This window comes from Phocaeicola coprocola (genome assembly GCF_041333015.1).
GTDB lineage: Bacteria > Bacteroidota > Bacteroidia > Bacteroidales > Bacteroidaceae > Phocaeicola > Phocaeicola coprocola.
Genome location: NZ_JBGKGM010000001.1, coordinates 1,946,090 through 1,967,456, shown reverse-complemented (window position 1 = coordinate 1,967,456; position 21,367 = coordinate 1,946,090). Strand labels below are relative to the sequence as shown.

Here is a 21,367-nt window from a genome sequence, read left to right as displayed (position 1 = left end):
TCAGACATCAAAAGAATATATAAGAAGCAGAGCTCGCGTGCAAAACAATCCACCTGCACGCGAGTTTTTTTATAAACCCATAACACTTCTCTCCTATCTTCCTCCACGAGAAGAAGCAAAACATCCAAACCTGCTTATACAAGAATCCAACTATAAACATAAAGTAAGACTGGAAGCATAACCTAACACAGCCTAACCAGAAATTCCCAATATCTCTTAAAGTTTCTATCAAAAAAATCATGAAATGTTGTATCATTCAGGATTTTATTGTACTTTTGCAGCCGATTTATATAAACAATATAAAGTCTAACACAATTAGTTATTTACAAACAATTTATTAATTTAATGGAAAACTTAAAAAACATTGCTCCTATTGAAGATTTCAACTGGGATGCTTATGAAAGCGGTGATGCAGTAACCAACGTAAGCAAAGAAGAACTTGAAAAAGCTTATGACAGCACCTTGAACAAGGTTAACGACCGTGAGGTTGTAGATGGTACTGTAATCGCAATGAACAAACGCGAAGTTGTAGTTAACATTGGCTACAAATCAGACGGTATCATTCCGTTGAGCGAATTCCGTTACAATCCTGATTTGAAAGTTGGTGATACTGTAGAAGTATACATCGAAAACCAGGAAGACAAAAAAGGACAGTTGATCCTGTCACACAAGAAAGCTCGTGCTACTCGTTCTTGGGATCGTGTTAACGCAGCTCTTGAAAATGAAGAAATCATTAAGGGTTACATCAAGTGCCGCACTAAGGGTGGTATGATCGTTGACGTATTCGGTATCGAGGCATTCTTGCCGGGTTCTCAGATTGATGTTAAACCTATCCGTGACTACGATGTATTCGTAGGAAAGACTATGGAATTCAAAGTTGTTAAAATCAACCAGGAATTCAAAAACGTTGTTGTTTCTCACAAAGCTCTTATCGAAGCTGAACTGGAACAGCAGAAGAAAGAAATCATCGGTAAACTTGAAAAAGGTCAGGTACTTGAAGGTACTGTTAAAAATATCACATCTTACGGTGTATTCATCGACTTGGGCGGCGTAGACGGTTTGATCCACATCACAGACTTGTCATGGGGTCGTGTAAGCGATCCTCGCGAAGTTGTTTCTTTGGATCAGAAGTTGAATGTAGTTATCCTTGACTTCGATGATGAAAAGAAACGTATCGCTTTAGGTTTGAAGCAATTGACTCCGCATCCATGGGATAGCCTTGATCCAAACTTGAAAGTTGGTGATCACGTTAAAGGTAAAGTTGTCGTTATGGCTGATTACGGAGCATTCATCGAAATCGCTCCGGGCGTAGAAGGTTTGATCCACGTTTCTGAAATGTCTTGGTCACAGCACTTGCGTTCAGCTCAGGACTTCATGAAAGTTGGTGATGAAATCGAAGCTGTAATCTTGACTTTGGATCGTGAAGAACGTAAGATGTCTTTGGGTATCAAACAGCTGAAAGCTGATCCATGGGAAACTATCGAAGAAAAGTATCCTGTAGGTTCTAAGCACACTGCTAAAGTACGTAACTTCACTAACTTCGGTGTATTTGTAGAAATCGAAGAAGGTGTAGACGGTTTGATTCACATCTCAGACCTGTCTTGGACTAAGAAAATCAAACACCCATCAGAATTTACTCAGATTGGTGCAGATATCGAAGTTCAGGTATTGGAAATCGACAAAGAAAACCGTCGTTTGAGCCTTGGTCACAAACAGTTGGAAGAAAATCCATGGGATGTATTCGAAACTGTATTTACTGTAGGTTCTATCCACGAAGGTACTATCATCGAAATGTTGGATAAAGGTGCTGTAGTAGCATTGCCTTACGGTGTTGAAGGTTTCGCAACTCCGAAACACTTGGTTAAGGAAGATGGTTCACAGGCTCAGTTGGACGAAAAGTTGGAATTCAAAGTAATCGAATTCAACAAAGACGCTAAGAGAATCATCTTGTCTCACAGCCGTATTTTCGAAGATGCAGCAAAAGCTGAAGAAAAAGCAGAAAAGAAAGCTACAAAGAAATCATCTAAGAAAGAAGAAGCTCCTATGATTCAGAACCAGGCTGCTTCTACAACTTTGGGTGACATCGATGCATTGGCTGCTTTGAAAGAACAATTGGAAGGTAAGAAATAATTCTTAAATTCTAGATATCAGGAAAAGGGATTGTGCTAAGCACAGTCCCTTTTTTTATACCTTAAGCCTTGATTAACTCAATCGTATTCCCTCATTTTATTTAAAATCTTTCTACCCATATTTTCGGTTCTCCATTAATATACCTATCTTTGTTTATATGGAAAAATTCGAAGTAAACATATTAGGATGTGGATCGGCACTACCGACAACCCGGCACATGGCAACCTCACAAGTCATAAACATCCGGGAAAAGCTATTTATGATCGACTGCGGAGAAGGTACTCAAATCCAGCTACGCCGCTCACGATTAAAATTCAGCAGGTTAAACCATATATTTATCTCTCACTTACATGGAGATCATTGTTTTGGACTAATTGGACTGATTTCTACATTCGGTATGCTGGAACGTACAGCCGACTTACACATTTATTGTCATCCGGAGCTGGAAAAACTGCTTACACCGCATATAGGCTTTTTCTGTAAAGGCATGCCATATAAAGTTATATTTCATACCTTTAACCCAAGCGAGCAAACAATCATATACGATGACCGTTCCGTTACGGTAGAAACAATTCCATTGCGCCACCGTCTGCCTACTTGTGGATTTATCTTCCGTGAAAAACCAACTCAAAACCACATCAAACGTGATATGATAGACTTCTATCATATTCCTGTATGTATGATAAACCGAATAAAAAACGGAGAAGACTATGTAACAGAAGAAGGAACGGTTATTCCCAATGAACGACTCACAACTCCTTCCAATCCCCCACGCTCTTATGCCTACTGCTCCGATACTGCATATCTTCCACGCATTACAGAACAGATAAAAGGTATAGACTTACTGTTCCACGAAGCGACTTTCGCTAAAACAGAGGCAGCCCGAGCCAAACAAACCATGCACTCTACAGCCGAACAAGCCGCAACGATTGCCCGCGATGCACAAGTCAAGCGGTTGATTATAGGACATTTCTCTGCAAGATATGAAGATGAGGCACATCTACTTCAAGAGGCACAGAGTATTTTTCCGGAAACAATACTGGCACAAGAAAACATGAACATTACTCTTTAATGAGAATGTTAATAAAATCCAACCAACTTAAACCCTATTGCCTAGACAACAATCCAAACAACTGAAATAAAGAATCGAACAATATGAATACATACAACGAGGAAGATGTAATCAATCGACTGCAATATCCGGAAACTCAACGTGCTGCTTTCGGAGAAGTAGTAAAAGCATACAGTGAGCAACTGTACTGGCAAATCAGGCGAATGGTTCTCTCCCATGATGATGCAAATGATTTATTACAAAATACCTTCATCAAAGCGTGGAGCAACTTAAATTATTTCCGGGGAGAAGCTAAACTTTCTACCTGGCTGTACCGTATTGCCCTAAACGAAAGCCTGAACTTTCTCAACAAGCAACGCGCACAGAATCAACTTTCGATTGATGATGAAGAAGCGATGGCCTTAAACAAGCTGGAAAGTGATCCCTATTTTGATGGTGACCATACACAGCTTCTATTTGAAAAAGCAATTCAAACGCTTCCAGAAAAACAACGCATGGTGTTCAACCTGAAATATTTCCAGGAAATGAAATATGAAGAGATATCCGAAATTCTGGGAACAAGTGTGGGAGCCCTTAAAGCTTCTTATCATCATGCCGTAAAAAAAATAGAAGAATTTTTAAACCAAAACGATTAATCCTTATGAGCAAACAGCTATCTAATATAATAAAGGAGGGTAACATACTATGAAGGAAGATAAAGATTTACTGAAGAAATATGGAAAGAAGAATCCTTTCACTGTTCCAGAAGGATATTTCCAGGATTTTAGCGAGAAACTGATGGAGCAACTTCCTGAAAAAGAAGTTATGCCTGAACCAGAAATCAGAATGTGGGATCGCATCAAGCCATGGGTTTACATGGCTGCCATGTTTGTAGGTCTGATGTTCACTGTACGCGCTTTCGTAGGCGAACAACCTTCATCACAAAGCACAGATATGGAAATTGGAAATTACACAGAAATACCAGACGAATACCTCGATCCGATCGTCAATCAGACAATGATGGATGACTACGAATTATATCAATACTTAACCGAAGTTGACAACAATATTTACAACTAAAGAAAAATTAAACCAGACATGAAAAAACTATTTTATATTTTGGCTCTTTTCATAGGCTTCTGCAGTAGTGTGTATGCGCAGAAGGCTAAACTGAGTAAAGAAGAGTTCCGTAATATACAAGAAAAATTCATTACCGAAAAGGCAAACCTTACAACCAAAGAGGCCAAACAGTTTTTCCCGCTTTATTTTGAGCTACAGGATAGAAAAACTGCCTTAAACAAAGAAGCCTGGAAAAAGATAAGAAAAGTTAAAGAAGAAAATGTAAGTGAAAGTGAATACGGTCAGTTGATAGAAGATGTTATAGAAACACGTATCCAAATTGACAAGCTTGACTTAGAATATGTCCGTAAATACAAAAAAATTCTTTCTGCCAAGAAAATTTTTGAAATACAGCGAGCTGAAATGAAATTTCACCGAGAGCTCCTGAAACCTAAAAAGAAAAAATGACACTGTCCAAAATTTTGTGTAAATGGAAACAGGATTCAGTTGTAAGTTTGTTCTTATATCTGAATTCTGTTTTCAAACATAAGCATAAATTGATTCATAATCAAGCCCCAGTTTGAAATAGGCATTGTCCATTTCTTTTCAATCTCCATAAGCGAAAGATAAACGGTCTTTTTTACAGCATCATCCGAAGGGAATGAAAGCTTTGATTTGGTGTACTTTCTGATTTTTCCGTTTAGATTCTCAATGAGATTAGTTGTGTAGATTATTTTCCTGATTTCCAGCGGAAACTGGAAGAAAACAGTCAAATCATCCCAGTTGTTTCTCCATGAAAGTATAGCATAAGGATACTTTCCTCCCCATTTCTTTTCCAGATTGTCAAGTTCTGTGGCTGCAACCTCTTTGTTGGGTGCATTATAGATATTCTTCATATCCGCTGTAAACTCTTTCTTATCTTTATAAACGACATATTTACAGGAGTTTCTGATCTGATGTACCACACAGATTTGAGTGGATGACTGAGGGAATATACTGCGGATAGTATCCGTAAATCCATTCAGATTGTCGGTACAGGTAATCAGTATATCCTGCACTCCACGGGCTTTTAAGTCGGTCAGGACGCCCATCCAGAAAGAAGAGCTTTCCGATTTGCCAACCCACATGCCAAGAACTTCCTTCAGGCCGTTCTGTTTCAGTCCGACGCAAAGGTAAACAGTCTTGTTTATGATCTTACCGTTATCCCGTACCTTGAAGACAATACCGTCCATCCAGACTATCAGGTAAACAGGATCAAGAGGACGGTTCTGCCATTCCTGGGCAGCCTGATTGACTTTGTTGGTAATGATGGAAATGGCCGATGTAGAGAGCTCTATTTCATAAATCTCACGCATCTCTTCCTCTATGTCAGAAACGCTCATTCCTTTGGCGTATAGGGAGATAACGAACTTTTCTATAGAAAGTCCACGACTTTCATGTTTGGGCACTGCTATCGGCTCAAACTGGCCGTTACGGTCACGTGGAATAGAAATGACAGACTCTCCATGTTCGGTCTGGATTTTCTTCGGATAACTGCCATTCCGGGAGTTGCCGGTATTGTTCCCTGTCACAGAATTCTTTTCATAGCCCAAATGGGCGTCCATTTCGCCTTCAAGCATCTTCTCCAGCACCTGGGCATGCAACTGTTTCAGAAACTTGCTCACATCCGCTTCTGTCTTGAACTGGCTAAGGAACTCCTTGCTTAACACCTCATCAGGCACTACTTGATTCTTTTCTTTCATAATCTTCTTCATTTTGCAAATCTATAAAATAAAAAATACGAGACTCAAACTTGAATCCCGTATTTTCCATTTACACAAAATATTTTATAGTGCCTTATGGAAAATGCAACGCATTTTTATTTTTATCCGATATAGTAACTCAGTTCGATATACAATGCAGTATTTTGTCCTTGCATACTTTCGTCGAGCTGGATTTTTCCTTCACATGCCAGTCAGCCGATAGCTGCATTTAGTTCTCTGTCGCGAAGACCGGTTGCTTTTTTAAGCTCTTGGTATTCCCATTTTCTGTTATCTCCATGTAACAGATGCCATATTGCCTTTGCTGATTCTCCAATACTTTGCGCGTTCATAATTATTAAATTTTGATTGGTTATTACAAAGTTTGTTTGATAATTAGTTATCAATTCTCACAAATGTAGTATTTTTTGTGAGAAAATCCAATTTCTTTGTAATTTTGTCTTTCAAAAAAAGAAAACTGTATATGTATACAAGAAAAGAACAAATGGAGGCTTTCGGGCGATTGCTCGATGTACTCGATGAGCTGAGGGTAAAATGTCCTTGGGATAGAAAACAGACAAATGAAAGCTTACGTCCAAATACCATTGAGGAAGTTTATGAGCTGTGTGATGCTTTAGTAAAAAATGACCAGAAGAATATCTGTAAGGAATTAGGAGATGTACTGTTGCATGTTGTTTTTTATGCGAAGATAGGAAGCGAAACTGGCGCTTTTGATATAAAAGATGTATGTGATAAATTGTGTGAGAAGCTTATTTTCCGTCACCCTCATGTTTTTGGTGAAGTGAAAGCTGATACGGCTGAGCAGGTTTCTGAGAATTGGGAACAGATAAAGATGAAGGAGAAAGATGGTAATAAATCTGTTTTAAGCGGTGTTCCGGATGCTCTACCTTCTCTTATAAAGGCATATCGCATACAGGATAAAGCTCGTAATGTGGGATTCGACTGGGAAGATCGCGAACAGGTATGGGAGAAAGTGAAAGAGGAAATCGATGAATTTGAATCGGAAGTGGCAACCATGGATAAGGAAAAAGCTGAGGCTGAGTTTGGAGATGTCATGTTTAGCTTGATTAATGCTGCACGCCTATATAAGATTAACCCCGATAATGCACTGGAACATACCAATCAGAAATTTATCCGGCGTTTCAACTATTTGGAGGAGCATACCATCAAACAAGGGCGGAATCTCACTGACATGACGTTGGAGGAAATGGATGCAGTGTGGAACGAAGCAAAGAAAAAAGGTTTGTAATATTCTGTACATTGTATAATAAAAAGACCGGATATGTATTCGTTGGGTACATCATCCGGTCTTTTATTGTGTAAGTGTACGATATCAATAAAAATTCTGATGGAGTCTTCCATAGGATATTGTAACGCATTTTTCAATACTCAAGATTCTACTTATTTCAACTTAATAAATAATTCACCTTCAACCTCGCTTGTTTCAATCTTGTCTTCTCTCAATAACCAACCCAATCCTAAGAACAAATCTTTATCTGCTTTCAATTTTGCAGCTTTTTTAAGTCCTTTCTGAGTCAAACCTTCATTTCCATTTAGTGCTTCCCAGATTTGTCCGGCAATAGCACCTGCTTTTTCTTGTAACATAGTTCTCTACTTTAAAACTGTAATATTAACTTCCTTCACAAAAGAAGTTTTGTCTGTATTGCGGTGCAAATGTAACGAAAAAAAACAGGAAGACACTTTTTTATGGAAAAATATTTTGATTCTGCCCCAATTTTAAACTTGAAAATATCCGAAAAGACAATATTTGTGTCAAAAGCTCTACAAATGTAGACATTATATAGACCCAATATACAAAAAACAACACTAAAGGTACGTTGATTCTTGCTTGAAACCGATATTTCTTTGTACAAAAAATAGAAAAATATCATGAAGAATAGTCAGAAATATCAGCATAAATTTCTTCTTTCTTCATGAATTTTTCTCCTTTGGGGTATTTCTTAAATCTTACCTTCGTTTTCCAGAAACTCACCAAATATGCGAGCTGCTGTTTCTACCATCCGGACGCAAGGACGTTTCGCATAATACTGAGGAGTGCGTGCTTCTGGAGTAGAGACAATGGGTTCCTTTTTAGATAAGCCAAGTAAATCAGCACAACGTAATGCTCCGGTTTCTTTTCTAAACTTATCTGCCAATTCTTGAACTAGGGCATAATTGGCAGCTTTCGCACCTCTGTCAGCACCTTCTAGCGCACAACGTTCCAAACCTGCAAGCAGAAACATTCCACATGCGGCTCCACACGTTTCTCGCATTCGTCCGATTCCTCCACCAAACGAAGCTGCCATATGCAAAGCCTGCTCATGCGTAAAACCATATAAATCTGCATAAGCGGCTACAACCGATTGTGAGCAGTTATATCCTTCCTTAAAAAAGTTTACAGCTTTCTGTATACGTTCTTCTTTTGTCATATTTCAAGTACATTATTAATTGTTCTTCCTTCCATCCACGCTTTCAGGTTTTCCACAGCCTGGTTCATCAAACGCATGCGCGACTCACGGGTAGCCCAAGCTATATGAGGAGTAATGAAGCAATTCTTCAATTTAAGAAGCGGATTACCATTAGGCACAGGTTCCGAAGAAAGCACATCCAGTCCGGCTCCCAACAACTTACCGCTCAGCAAAGCCTGTTCCAAAGCTTTTTCATCTATTAACCCTCCACGACTTGTATTGATTAATATCGCACCTTGCTTCATTAGTGAAAGGCGAAATGAATTTACCATTTCTTTGTTTTCTGCCGTCAAAGGACAATGCAAACTAACGACATCACATGCAGAAAACAATTCATTAAGTGTCACTTTTTGGTATTTCTTAGGCAAACTTTTCTTTGGCTTGCTGGTATACACCCAAACTTCCATCCCCAAAGCTTCAGCTATTTGCGCAGTAGCCTGACCTGTATTTCCAAAACCAACAATCCCGATTTTCTTTCCGGCCAGTTCTATCAATGGTGTATTCCAGTAACAAAAATCGGGCTGTGCACTCCATACTCCATTATGCACTTCATGTGCATAATGAGCTACTCGTTGTGTAATATTCAACAAATGCGCAATAGCCATCTGGGCAACCGATTGTGTACTATATGCAGGAATATTGGTAACAACGATTCCACGCTGGCGAGCCACATCCAGATCAACAACATTATATCCTGTTGCCAAAACTCCTATATACTTCAGCTTTGGCAATAAATTCAAAATAAATCCATCAAGTATCGTTTTATTAGTCAACACAACTTCCGCATCTTTTGCACGCCGAACCACATCCAATTGAGCCGTCCTATCGTGCACTACGACTTCTCCCAGTTCTTCCAATTCCTCCCACCTTCTTTCTCCCGGATTCAGTGTATAAGCATCTAAAACAACTATTTTCATAACTATATCTTAAATTTATTCTTTAAAGCGATCGCCCCACAACTGTACCATACGATCTTTTAATTTAGCTTCTGAAGGATTTTCCTGTGCATGCCAAAGACGATTATGACATACTTCATCGGGTAAAAACTGTTGTTTCACAAAATTGCCCTTATAAGCATGAGCATACTTATATTCCTTTCCATATCCTAACTGCTTCATCAGCTTAGTCGGAGCATTACGCAAATGAAGCGGAACCGGAAGATTCCCTGTCTGACGAACCAGCTCAAGAGCAGAATTAATCCCTTCGTAGGCAGAGTTGCTTTTGGGACTTGTTGCCAGATAAACTGTAGCCTCAGCCAACGGAATTCTTCCTTCCGGCCAACCGATTTTCATCACGGCATCGAAAGCTGCGTTTGCAAGCAGCAATGCATTCGGATTAGCAAGACCGATATCTTCGGAAGCAGAAATGACAAGACGGCGCGCAATAAAAGCAGGATCTTCCCCACCCTCTACCATACGTGCAAGCCAGTACAATGCCCCATCCGGATCGCTTCCTCGAATAGACTTAATAAAAGCAGAAATAATGTCGTAGTGCATTTCTCCATCTTTGTCATAAGCCAGCGGATTCTGCTGCAAACGCTCCACAACCTTATCATCTGTTATCACAACAGGTACGTTATCGTCTGCTTCTACTACCAGCTCCAGTATATTCAACAGTTTTCGGGCATCTCCTCCCGAATAACGTAGCATAGCATCTGTTTCACGCAATTCCACTTGTTTCTCTTTCAGAATAACATCCGTAGTTATCGCATGATGCAACAGTTCAAGCAAGTCATCTTTTTCAAGAGATTTCAATACATAAAGCTGGCAACGGGAAAGCAAGGGACGGATTACCTCAAATGAAGGATTTTCAGTTGTTGCCCCTATCAAGGTAACTACTCCTGTTTCTACTGCTCCCAGTAACGAATCTTGTTGCGATTTACTGAAACGATGTATTTCATCGATAAAAAGAATGGGACTCTGCTGCGAAAAAAAACGATTGCTCCGTGCCTTATCAATAACATCACGTACATCTTTCACTCCCGACGTAACTGCACTCAATGTATAAAAAGGAGTTTCCAGGCGGTTTGCAATAATCTGTGCCAACGTTGTCTTTCCCACGCCCGGAGGCCCCCATAAAATAAAAGAAGAGATGCGTCCGGAATCAATCATCCTTCTCAGCACCGCCCCTTCTCCTACCAAATGTTTTTGTCCTATATAGTCGTCCAATGTCTTCGGACGCATGCGTTCAGCCAATGGTTGAGCCATAATATTCTATTTTTTGGAATTTCCTGTATCTTGTATTATATTGAGAAAAGTTTTTCAAAAATAAGAAATTATTCTTTTAGAAAGTTCACAAAAAGGCAATAAAAAAAGCCTCTTTTCACAAAGAAGCTTTTTTAAGTTTTCAATAGGTATTAGTTTTTTTTAAGGTAAAAAGATTGTTTTCAGGATAACGCTACAAAGATGAGGGCTTTTTTTGAACTAAACAAATAAAAAACTATGTCTTAAAACATGTTTATCGTTTTTCTTTGTTTACATTCTGTCAAACTCCCCCTCCTCAATAGTATGACAAAGATATAAAATCTTTCTTAAAATAAAGAGTTTGCAGCCTTTTTTCTCTCTTTTGTAAAAATAATACATATTTGCTACCTTATAAAAAAGAATTTATTTTATAGTTTAATAAACAGTATCACCTCTCTTTTATAGGTAGTTCAGGAAAGAATCATTATTTTTGCACACAAAAGCGCGAAAACGCAAAAAAGTAAAAGTGTAAAACGAAAACGCTATGACAGAAATGAACGTAACGGAAAGTTCTGAAAAGAAAAGCCTGAACTTTATTGAGCAGATTGTTGAAAAAGATTTAAAGGAGGGAAAAAACGGAGGAAGAATACAGACCCGATTCCCGCCTGAGCCAAACGGATATTTACACATTGGCCATGCTAAGGCTATTTGCATGGACTTCGGTATTGCCCAACGATATGGTGGAGTATGCAACTTGCGTTTTGACGATACAAATCCTACAAAAGAAGATGTAGAATATGTAGAAGCGATAAAAGAAGATATTCAGTGGTTGGGATACCAGTGGGGAAATGAATATTATGCTTCCGACTATTTCCAGCAATTATGGGACTTTGCCATCCGTCTTATCAAGGAAGGTAAAGCATATATAGACGAACAAACTTCAGAAGAAATTGCAGCCCAAAAAGGAACTCCTACACAACCGGGAGTAGAAAGTCCATACCGTAACCGACCGATAGAGGAAAGCCTTGAATTGTTCCAGAAAATGAACAATGGCGAAATAGAGGAAGGTAAAATGGTGCTCCGTGCCAAGATAGATATGGCCAACCCTAATATGCACTTCCGCGATCCTATTATCTACCGTGTAGTAAAAACTCCTCACCACCGTACGGGTGATAAATGGAAAGCATATCCTATGTACGATTTCGCACACGGACAGAGCGATTTCTTCGAAGGAGTAACTCACTCATTGTGTACGTTGGAGTTTGTCGTACACCGTCCGTTGTATGACTTGTTCGTCGATTGGGTAAAAGACGGAAAAGATCTTGACGATAACCGTCCTCACCAGTATGAGTTCAACAAGCTGAATTTGAGCTACACGCTGATGAGTAAGCGTAACTTGCTGATTCTAGTAAAAGAAGGACTGGTAAACGGCTGGGACGATCCTCGTATGCCGACTATTTGCGCATTCCGCCGCAGAGGATATTCTCCGGAATCTATCCGCAAGTTTATCGATAAGATCGGTTATACTACCTACGATGCCTTGAACGATTTCGCATTGCTGGAAAGTGCTGTTCGTGAAGACTTGAATGCACGTTCTACACGAGTATCAGCTGTTTTGAATCCGGTAAAACTGATCTTGACTAACTATCCGGAAGGAAAAGTAGAAGAAATGGAAGCCATCAATAATCCGGAAGATCCGAACTCTCCTACTCATACTATTGAGTTCAGCCGTGAATTATGGATGGAACGTGAAGACTTTATGGAAGATGCTCCAAAAAAATTCTTCCGTATGACTCCGGGACAGGAAGTTCGTCTGAAAAATGCATATATCGTAAAATGTACCGGATGCAAGAAAGACGAAAACGGAAACATCGTAGAAGTATACGCCGAATACGATCCGAATACCAAGAGCGGAATGCCAGAAGCTAACCGTAAAGTGAAAGGTACACTGCACTGGGTAAGCTGCAATCATTGCTTGAAAGCAGAAGTACGCTTGTACGACCGCTTGTGGAAAGTAGAAAATCCTCGTGATGAAATGGCTGCTATCCGCGAAGCCAAGAACTGTTCAGCGTTGGAAGCTATGCAGGAAATGATAAATCCAGACTCGCTGAAAGTTTTGAAGGAATGTTATGTAGAAAAGTTCCTTGCAGATGCAAAACCGCTTGACTACTTGCAGTTCCAGCGTATCGGATACTTTAATGTCGACAAAGATTCTACTCCTGAACACTTGGTATTTAACCGTACCGTATCACTTAAAGATACCTGGAGTAAGATCAACAAATAAAATATAGACATATTCATAAAACCAGAAACACAGATTATGCAAAGCACTACGTAGAAGGGCGTATTTTTCTGACAAAATACATTCCTCCTGACTACGGAACAATTTGCATAATCTGCGTTTTTTATTTTACCTTTTAAATAAATAACAACCATGAAAGATGACTTGTCTTCTATTTTCCACAAACCAGAATTTAAAGAACTTCTGGCTAAATATGCAGATATGCTGGACAATCATACCAGTGTTTATTTTGAAGCCGACGAAATCACCCTATTGGCAGAATTCTATGCAAGCATGGGAAATATAAAGGCTTCGGAAGAAGTAGTGGACTATGGGCTGTCACTTCATCCCGATAATTTAGATATACTGATATTTAAATGTCATAATCTTATAGCAAAAGGTAATACCAACGATGCTCAATGCATATTAAATACTATAACCGACCAAAACGACTACGAAGTCAGGTTGCTGCAGGCTGAACTTTATCTGGCACAAAAGCGTACTCAAGAAGCTGATGCACTGCTAGATCAGCTTTACCAAGACGAAAAAGACATAGACACAATGCTCGACATTGCACATGTGTATATGGATGACCACCAGAAGAAAAAAGCCCATTACTGGCTGGAAAAGGCATACAGCGAAGCTCCGGAAAACATTGGAGTATTGGAAGAAATGGCTTCATACCACTTCAGTTTCGGCAATCCGGAAGAAGCCGTGAAACTATATAACCAGCTACTTGACGAAGCTCCCTATACACTCGATTTCTGGCACAATCTGATACGTTGCTATATCCGTATGTACCAATCAGAAAAAGCGATGGAAGCAATAGATTTTGCTATGGCCATAGATGACACCAATCTGATAACTTGGGAACTGAAAAGCAATTGTCTTTTGTTGGAAAACGAAATAGACCAGGCACTTGAATGTCTGTTTTATATAGAAAAACATACTACCGAAAAGCCATATATTCAAAATATCATCATGTCAATATACTTCATCGTACAAGATTACCAGAAAGTATTGGAGTATTCTGACAAGATAATAGCCAGCGGCAAACTGCCTTATTTTGAAATGGCATCCTTGTATCATAAAAGAGGTATTTCTCATTTACGACTCGAGAATCAATCTGCCTGCAAAGAAGATGTAGAACAAGGTCTGGCTTACGACAATCACAGCAGTGAATTATATCTACTGAAAGGTGAATTGCATCTGGATGAAAAAAAGCTGGAAGATGCACAAACAGCCTTTCACTATGGTGAGTTATTTGCCGAGGACGAAGCAGAAGCGGCAGCTTATATAGGTACAGCCTATTTCCATAATGAATATTGGGAACAGGCATTGGAATATCTGAGAAAAGAAGAAGAATTAAATCCAGATATCATGCACAGTAACTATTATCTGATGGCATACTGTTATTATCGTATGAAAGAAGAAAAACTGACTTTTACCTATCTTGTACGAGGGGCCGTCTTTTCTTCCAGTTCATTGAAGAAAGAAGAACCGGTATTATCTCCTTTCGAAACCGACGAACATTTCTACGAGCTGGCAAAAGACATTTTTCTGAAAATAAAAAGTGGAGAAATCAATCCAATGGAATACCTCAACGAATAAAGCAATAATAAAATTGAAAGTAAAAGTAAAGTTTTTCTGATAAATATTTGGATTTTACATTTAAACAGTTTACATTTGCCATATACAAATAAAAGAAATATTTATGAACAATAATCTAACTATTCGCCATCATCATTCTCCTGACGTTAACATACGGTAGGCTGAGGTGTCGTATAGCTACAAAAATATCAAAGGCTTGCCGTTTCGGTAAGCCTTTTTTTGTTTGATAACTTAAAACTTTACAGAATATGCTTAGAATTGCCGTACAATCAAAAGGCCGTTTATTTGAAGACACAATGGCCTTATTTGCAGAAGCAGACATCAAACTTTCTACGTCCAAACGCACGTTGCTCACACAATCGTCCAACTTTCCGATAGAGGTCTTGTTCCTGCGTGACGATGATATTCCACAAAGTGTAGCAAGCGGAGTGGCCGATTTAGGTATTGTAGGAGAAAATGAATTTGTAGAACGTAAGGAAAAAGCTGATATCATTTACCGACTGGGATTCAGTAAATGCAGATTGTCACTGGCAGTCCATAAAGAAGAAGAATATAACGGACCATCATGGTTCAACGGGAAGAAAATTGCCACATCATATCCCGGCATTCTACAAACTTATCTCGACAAACAAGGGATAAATGCAGATATTCATGTAATTACCGGATCTGTAGAAATAGCTCCCGGAATAGGTCTTTCTGATGCCATATTTGATATTGTAAGTTCCGGATCCACTTTGATAAGTAACAACCTGAAAGAAGTGGAAATTGTTATGAAAAGTGAAGCCTTGCTTATCGGCAATCCCAATCTGACACCAGAAAAGAAAGAAATTCTGGAAGAGCTCTTGTTCCGTATTGAGGCAGTAAAAGCAGCAGAAGACAAGAAATATGTGCTGATGAATGCACCAACCGATAAAGTAAAAGATATAATCGAAGTCCTTCCTGGAGTAAAAAGTCCTACCATCATGCCACTTGCAACCGAAGGATGGAGCAGTGTACATACGGTAATAGATCAGAAATGTTTTTGGGAAATTATCGGAAAACTGAAAGCGCTGGGAGCACAAGGCATTTTGGTTCTTCCCATTGAGAAAATGATTTTATAATTGAAGTATCACAGAAAACCAACAACACCATGAATATCATACGCTATCCAGAACGCCTGGAATGGAATTTCCTGCTGAAACGCTCTGCACTACAGACAGAATCTCTTCGTGAAACAGTTTGTGACATACTGGAAAAAGTACGGACACAAGGCGACCGTGCTGTAATCGGTTATGAAGAGCAGTTCGATAAAGTAAAATTAAACTCACTGGAAGTGACAGAAAAAGAATTCGAAGAAGCTGAAAAAGAAGTAGATATTAAACTTAAAGCAGCCATCATGCTGGCATTAAATAATATACAGACATTTCACTCTTCACAAAAGTTTGCAAGCAAAAAAATAGAAACACTTCCAGGAGTAACCTGTTGGCAGAAAGCCGTTGCCATAGAAAAAGTAGGACTCTACGTACCAGGAGGCACGGCTCCCCTATTTTCAACAGTACTGATGCTTGCCGCTCCGGCACAAATAGCCGGCTGCAAGGAAATCATTTTGTGTACCCCTCCCAACCGTGAAGGAAAAATCCATCCTGCAATTCTATATGCAGCACGGGTAGCAGGAGTAAAAAGAGTATTCAAGGCCGGTGGTGTACAAGCTATCGGAGCAATGGCATACGGAACCAGCAGTATTCCGAAAGTATATAAAATATTCGGCCCCGGAAACCAATATGTTACAGTAGCCAAACAGCAAGTTGCTTTACGTGATGTTGCGATAGATATGCCTGCAGGTCCTTCGGAAGTAGCCGTTCTTGCTGATGAAACAGCCAACCCGACATTTGTTGCTTCCGACCTTCTTTCTCAAGCAGAACACGGTGCAGACAGTCAGGCTATACTTATTACAACATCCGAAACTCTGATTGACAAAGTAGCAGCAGAAGTCGATCGTCAGTTATCTGAATTACCTCGTAAATCTCTCGCGGAGAAATCCCTCCAGTCGAGCAAACTTATCCTCGTACGAAATATGCAGGAGGCTATTGACATGATAAACGAATATGCCCCTGAACACTTGATTATCGAAACGAAAGATTACACAGATATAGCCGAAAAAATCATCAATGCAGGTTCTGTATTCTTAGGATCATACGCTCCTGAAAGTGCAGGCGATTATGCTTCGGGAACCAACCATACACTTCCTACCAACGGATATGCCAAAGCATATAGTGGAGTTAGCCTGGATAGCTTTATCCGCAAAATTACTTTCCAGGAAATTACCCGGGAAGGAATCGCTACCATCGGACCTGCTATTCAGGTAATGGCAGCCAACGAGCATCTCGATGCCCATAAGAATGCTATCACAGTACGACTTAATGAAAAACTTTAACCGAAACGCTTATGAAATCGCTGAAAGAGCTGACACGACCGAATATATGGGCTCTAAAACCTTATTCATCGGCACGTGACGAATATAGCGGAAAAGAGGCTTCAGTATTTCTGGATGCCAATGAGAATCCGTATAACACTCCCAATAACCGATATCCTGACCCACTTCAACGCGAGCTGAAAGATATGATTGCTCTCGTAAAAAAGGTCACCCCTGAACAAATATTTCTAGGCAACGGAAGTGATGAAGCTATAGATCTGGTATTTCGTGCTTTTTGCCGTCCGGGCATCGATAATGTTGTTGCCATAGATCCGACATACGGTATGTATCAGGTATGTGCTGATGTGAACGATGTAGAATACCGCAAGGTTCTGCTTGACGATACTTTTCAGTTCAAAGCAGATGAACTGCTTGCGGCTTCAGACGAAAATACGAAACTCATCTTCCTCTGCTCTCCCAATAACCCCACAGGCAACAATCTGTGCCGCAAAGAAATACTTACTTTACTTGAAAAGTTTCAGGGACTTGTCATAGTAGATGAAGCTTATATCGATTTTTCTGACGAACCTTCCCTTATAGGAGATTTAAAACAATATCCAAACCTGATCGTCTTTCAGACTTTCTCGAAAGCCTGGGGATGTGCAGCAATCCGTCTGGGCATGGCATTCGCTTCACCTGACATTATCGGTATACTGAGTAAAATCAAATATCCGTATAATGTCAACCGACTGACACAACAGGAAGCTATTCAGATGATGCACAAACATTACGAAGTGCAAAGATGGGTACAGTCATTACTTAATGAACGTGAACGCATGATAAAAGAATTTGCCAAACTTTCATGTTGTACGCATATCTACCCGACTGATGCCAACTTTTTCCTGACAAAAGTATGTAATGCTAAGGCAATTTACGATTACTTGGTAGAAAAAGGCATTATCGTACGTAACCGTTCTAGCATAACTCTCTGTCAGGATTGCCTGCGAATAACTATTGGTACTCGTCCTGAAAACGATGCTCTGCTTGAGGCTCTGAGAAAATATAAACCCTGATTACCCTATGAAAAAGAAAGTTTTATTTATAGACCGTGACGGAACATTGGTTATCGAACCTCCAATAGATTACCAGCTGGATTCTTTCGAAAAACTGGAATTCTATCCGAAGGTATTCCGCAACCTGTTTTTTATCCGACAGAAGCTTGATTTCGACTTTGTAATGGTAACCAATCAGGACGGGCTGGGTACCTCATCTTTTCCTGAAGAAACATTCTGGCCTGTACATAATCTGGTAATGAAGACGTTCGAAAACGAAGGAATTATTTTCGATGATGTACAGATAGACCGAAGCTTTCCGGAAGATAATGCTCCCACCCGTAAACCCCGGACAGGTATGCTTACCCAGTACATCGATAATGATGCATACGATTTGGAAAACAGTTTCGTGATAGGCGACCGAGCTACGGATGTGGAACTGGCATATAACCTGGGCTGTAAGGCCATTCTCTTACAAAAAGACGACTCTATACTAAAAGATAAAAAACTGCAAGACACCTGCGTACTTGCAACAGCCGATTGGGATAAAGTAGCAGAGTTTCTGTTTGCCGGAGAACGTATAGCCGAAGTACGCCGCACGACTAAAGAAACTGATATTTATATCCGTCTGAATCTGGACGGCAGCGGAACATGTAAAATAAATACCGGATTAGGCTTTTTCGACCATATGCTGGAACAAATAGGCAAGCATGGAGGTCTGGATCTTACAATTCAAGTAAAAGGAGATCTTGAAGTAGACGAACATCATACCATCGAAGATACTGCTATTGCTTTGGGAGAATGTCTATATCAGGCACTTGGCAACAAACGAGGTATCGAACGCTATGGATATTGCCTTCCTATGGACGATTGCCTGTGTCAGGTAACTCTTGACTTTGGAGGACGCGCCTGGCTAGTATGGGATGCAGAATTCAAACGTGAGAAGATAGGCGAAATGCCGACAGAGATGTTCCTCCATTTCTTCAAGTCACTGAGTGATGCCGCACGCATGAATCTGAACATCAAGGCAGAAGGTCAGAACGAACATCACAAGATAGAAGGGATATTCAAGGCGCTGGCACGAAGCATCAAAATGGCTGTCAAAAGGGATATCTACCACTACGAAGTTCCCTCCAGTAAAGGATGTATCTAACTTTCATCATTGTTTGAATATTCAGTAAAAAACAGAACCATGAGAAAATTGCTTGTTGTAATCATCATACTCATTGGCTTCACGATAGGAATAAACCTGTCGAGGGATCAAAAAGGATTCCGCACCTATCAGGAAGTATTGACCGAGTTAATCAACGATGCTCCAATGAAAACCTACCGCGACAGTTTCTACGGATACAGCATCCGTTATCCGGAGTTTTTCTCTCAGGAAATAACCGACAAAGGTTTTGTACGTTTAGGATATTGGGACAATGAGCGATTCGTTATTGAATGCTCTGTACTGAAAGCTCCGGACTCAAGTCCGGTAAAGATAAAAATGAAAGAATTGGCAACACAACTATATGCCGAAAAGCAAGAGTTATTACGTGACTCGTTTATTCTCAGCGGTCCACATTATGAAAATGGAAAGCGGATAGAAGGATACCGTTATTACGCCAAATACGTACGCAACCGAAAATTATGGTTTTCGTATACACTTTTTTATCCGGAATCATGCCACTCCTCTCTTACACGCATTTTCCGCCAAATAGACCAATGGGAAGTATAATAAAAAACATCCGGCATAAAGCTTTAAACGCGTATATTGCTTTTATGCCGGATGTAATATTTTTAGGAAAAGAGATGTCTTTCTCTAGCTTTCCATTAGCTTATTGATGTTGTTCGCGTAACAAATCGTTTACAGTCTTTACCGGATTGAATGTACTCAATGGAACTTCTACAAAGATTGTGCTCCAGTCGCTCATAGAGCCATTCCACAATCCCGGCAATTCCAAAGCTTTCAAATCTTTACCATTCTTAGATTTATAAGAGATAAATCCTGTAGCCTTATCTACATACTGTAACAAATTGAATTTATTTCCCTTATAGTCGCGTACAGCACAAACCAAATCTACCGGATTGAAGTGTGTACCCTTTTCGAACATAGCCTTCTTTTCCGGATCATTCATATCAATCTGAGAACTTTCCAAAATCTGAAGCGAAACAGTTCCGTCAGGATTATAAGCAAGGAACGGACCACCGCCCGGCTCACCTACATTCTTCACCATACCGCAAACACGCATCGGACGGTTCAGTTTCTTACGCAGGTAAATAACCAAATCGGCATCTTCCAAATCCTTGATATCGCTCTTGCGACAACGTAACTGCTGCTGAACGAAACGGATAATTGTTTCCAGCTGATCATGGCTGTAATGACCACTATCCAGCAATTCCAAATAATCGAAAGCCTGTTTCTGCAAAGTAACCAGCACACCGGCAAGCAGTTTTTTATAAGTTACAGTATCGTCTTTCAAACGGTCGGGTACGACATTATCAATATTCTTGATAAATACGATATCAGCATCCAGATCGTTCAGATTTTCAATCAAAGCACCATGACCTCCCGGACGGAAAAGCAATTTGCCATTATCACGGAACGGCTTGTTTTCCATATCAGCGGCAATGGTATCAGTACTTGCCTTTTGTTCGGAGAAGCTGATATTATATTCCACACCATATTTCTGGGTATATTCGGCAGCTTTAGCATCTACCAGTTTCTGGAATAAAGCACGATGTTCACCCGATACAGTAAAGTGCACATTCACTTTTCCGGTCTTTCCGGCAGCATACAATGCTCCTTCTACCAGATGCTCTTCCAATGGAGTACGTACGCCATCAGCATAACGGTGGAATTTCAGCAAACCTTTCGGCAGAGAACCATAATTCAATCCTGCAGATTCCAGCAAGTTAGCTACTACAGCCTTATAATTATGTTCCGACAAAAGAGCCTCAATATCCTTACCTGTATTATCCAGGCAAGCAGCATTCAAATCATTATAAAAAGCAAAACTATGAATATGATCGAAAAATTTCTTTTCAAAACTTGTAGTAGGCACGTCATAATCAGCACCCAAGAATTCGAACAAGTTTTTAAACATACGGCTTGCCGCTCCAGAAGCAGGCACAAACTTCACGATTTTCTTATCAGAGTCTTTATAAGCATCCCATGCTGCCAGATATTTTTTCTGGGCATCAGCATCGGCAATCATAATACCATTATTGTCTACAGATGCAGCCGCAGCCAGTTGCAAATAAGGGAATCCCTTTTCAAAGCAAGCCAGTTGCTCTTCAATCTGCTTCTCAGTAATACCTTTCTTTGCCAGTAATTCTTTGTCTTCGTGTGTTAACATATTGTGATAAATTTAAGTGATAAATATTCGTTTACAAAT

At 39.8% G+C, this 21,367-nt stretch carries 20 protein-coding genes; 13 read left to right on the top strand and 7 right to left on the bottom strand.

The features are described 5' to 3' along the window. The first annotated feature begins 345 nt into the window (after positions 1-345). From rpsA to ACDG22_RS08070, 5 genes are all read left to right on the top strand, one after another. Positions 346-2,130, top strand: coding sequence for a 30S ribosomal protein S1 (rpsA, locus tag ACDG22_RS08090; RefSeq protein ID WP_007569796.1), 1,785 nt, complete (start codon positions 346-348; stop codon positions 2,128-2,130). A 157-nt stretch (positions 2,131-2,287) separates the two neighbouring features. Further along, positions 2,288-3,202, top strand: a complete 915-nt coding sequence (locus ACDG22_RS08085) for a ribonuclease Z (protein WP_270668775.1) — start codon at positions 2,288-2,290, stop codon at positions 3,200-3,202. An 83-nt stretch (positions 3,203-3,285) separates the two neighbouring features. Beyond that, positions 3,286-3,837 carry an RNA polymerase sigma factor gene (locus ACDG22_RS08080; protein WP_270668776.1) on the top strand — a complete coding sequence of 184 codons (552 nt, stop codon included), beginning with the start codon at positions 3,286-3,288 and terminating at the stop codon, positions 3,835-3,837. Between the two features lie 49 nt (positions 3,838-3,886). Beyond that, entirely contained in the window at positions 3,887-4,261 is a 375-nt protein-coding gene (locus ACDG22_RS08075; RefSeq protein WP_270668777.1) for a hypothetical protein, read from the top strand. Between the two features lie 18 nt (positions 4,262-4,279). Continuing rightward, positions 4,280-4,708 (top strand): hypothetical protein, encoded by a 429-nt coding sequence (locus tag ACDG22_RS08070; protein ID WP_007569024.1) that lies wholly within the window; start codon positions 4,280-4,282, stop codon positions 4,706-4,708. A gap of 53 nt (positions 4,709-4,761) precedes the next feature. On the opposite strand, the gene ACDG22_RS08065 is transcribed toward ACDG22_RS08070, so the two are convergent. Beyond that, on the bottom strand, positions 4,762-5,982 hold the full coding sequence (locus tag ACDG22_RS08065) for an IS256 family transposase (protein WP_370858838.1): 1,221 nt from the start codon (positions 5,980-5,982) through the stop codon (positions 4,762-4,764). A gap of 212 nt (positions 5,983-6,194) precedes the next feature. Next, positions 6,195-6,332, bottom strand: a complete 138-nt coding sequence (locus ACDG22_RS08060) for a winged helix-turn-helix domain-containing protein (RefSeq protein WP_007569028.1) — start codon at positions 6,330-6,332, stop codon at positions 6,195-6,197. A gap of 131 nt (positions 6,333-6,463) precedes the next feature. On the opposite strand from ACDG22_RS08060, the gene mazG reads away from it, so the two are divergent. Further along, positions 6,464-7,249 (top strand): nucleoside triphosphate pyrophosphohydrolase, encoded by a 786-nt coding sequence (gene mazG / locus ACDG22_RS08055; protein WP_270668779.1) that lies wholly within the window; start codon positions 6,464-6,466, stop codon positions 7,247-7,249. Between the two features lie 152 nt (positions 7,250-7,401). Here the strand turns inward: mazG and ACDG22_RS08050 are convergent, their stop codons facing one another. The 4 genes from ACDG22_RS08050 to ACDG22_RS08035 all read right to left on the bottom strand — a co-directional run bounded on the left by ACDG22_RS08050 (position 7,402) and on the right by ACDG22_RS08035 (position 10,675). Next, positions 7,402-7,605, bottom strand: coding sequence for a winged helix-turn-helix domain-containing protein (locus ACDG22_RS08050; protein WP_007569031.1), 204 nt, complete (start codon positions 7,603-7,605; stop codon positions 7,402-7,404). Positions 7,606-7,961: 356 nt separating this feature from the next. Next, entirely contained in the window at positions 7,962-8,429 is a 468-nt protein-coding gene (locus ACDG22_RS08045; RefSeq protein WP_022124746.1) for a C-GCAxxG-C-C family protein, read from the bottom strand. Beyond that, entirely contained in the window at positions 8,426-9,385 is a 960-nt protein-coding gene (locus ACDG22_RS08040) for a D-2-hydroxyacid dehydrogenase (RefSeq protein WP_007569035.1), read from the bottom strand. The genes ACDG22_RS08045 and ACDG22_RS08040 overlap by 4 nt, the downstream gene beginning before the upstream one ends. Before the next feature lie 15 nt (positions 9,386-9,400). Continuing rightward, on the bottom strand, positions 9,401-10,675 hold the full coding sequence (locus ACDG22_RS08035) for a replication-associated recombination protein A (RefSeq protein WP_007569037.1): 1,275 nt from the start codon (positions 10,673-10,675) through the stop codon (positions 9,401-9,403). Between the two features lie 520 nt (positions 10,676-11,195). On the opposite strand from ACDG22_RS08035, the gene ACDG22_RS08030 reads away from it, so the two are divergent. The 7 genes from ACDG22_RS08030 to ACDG22_RS08000 all read left to right on the top strand — a co-directional run bounded on the left by ACDG22_RS08030 (position 11,196) and on the right by ACDG22_RS08000 (position 19,707). Next, positions 11,196-12,935, top strand: a complete 1,740-nt coding sequence (locus ACDG22_RS08030) for a glutamine--tRNA ligase/YqeY domain fusion protein (protein ID WP_007569038.1) — start codon at positions 11,196-11,198, stop codon at positions 12,933-12,935. Positions 12,936-13,085: 150 nt separating this feature from the next. Beyond that, positions 13,086-14,543 carry a tetratricopeptide repeat protein gene (locus tag ACDG22_RS08025; RefSeq protein ID WP_270668780.1) on the top strand — a complete coding sequence of 486 codons (1,458 nt, stop codon included), beginning with the start codon at positions 13,086-13,088 and terminating at the stop codon, positions 14,541-14,543. A 248-nt stretch (positions 14,544-14,791) separates the two neighbouring features. Further along, positions 14,792-15,643, top strand: a complete 852-nt coding sequence (gene hisG, locus ACDG22_RS08020; protein WP_022124744.1) for an ATP phosphoribosyltransferase — start codon at positions 14,792-14,794, stop codon at positions 15,641-15,643. 29 nt (positions 15,644-15,672) lie between these two features. Continuing rightward, positions 15,673-16,956, top strand: coding sequence for a histidinol dehydrogenase (gene hisD / locus ACDG22_RS08015; RefSeq protein ID WP_022124743.1), 1,284 nt, complete (start codon positions 15,673-15,675; stop codon positions 16,954-16,956). 11 nt (positions 16,957-16,967) lie between these two features. Then, complete coding sequence (gene hisC, locus ACDG22_RS08010) at positions 16,968-18,008, top strand: histidinol-phosphate transaminase (protein ID WP_022124742.1); 1,041 nt, start codon at positions 16,968-16,970, stop codon at positions 18,006-18,008. Positions 18,009-18,015: 7 nt separating this feature from the next. Next, positions 18,016-19,140 (top strand): bifunctional histidinol-phosphatase/imidazoleglycerol-phosphate dehydratase HisB, encoded by a 1,125-nt coding sequence (gene hisB / locus ACDG22_RS08005; RefSeq protein ID WP_022124741.1) that lies wholly within the window; start codon positions 18,016-18,018, stop codon positions 19,138-19,140. Positions 19,141-19,179: 39 nt separating this feature from the next. After that, the gene (locus ACDG22_RS08000) at positions 19,180-19,707 is read left to right on the top strand and encodes a hypothetical protein (protein WP_022124740.1); all 528 of its coding nucleotides are present in this window, start codon (positions 19,180-19,182) and stop codon (positions 19,705-19,707) included. Between the two features lie 100 nt (positions 19,708-19,807). On the opposite strand, the gene ACDG22_RS07995 is transcribed toward ACDG22_RS08000, so the two are convergent. After that, entirely contained in the window at positions 19,808-21,328 is a 1,521-nt protein-coding gene (locus ACDG22_RS07995) for a DUF4301 family protein (protein ID WP_007569053.1), read from the bottom strand. Between the last annotated feature and the right edge of the window lie 39 nt (positions 21,329-21,367).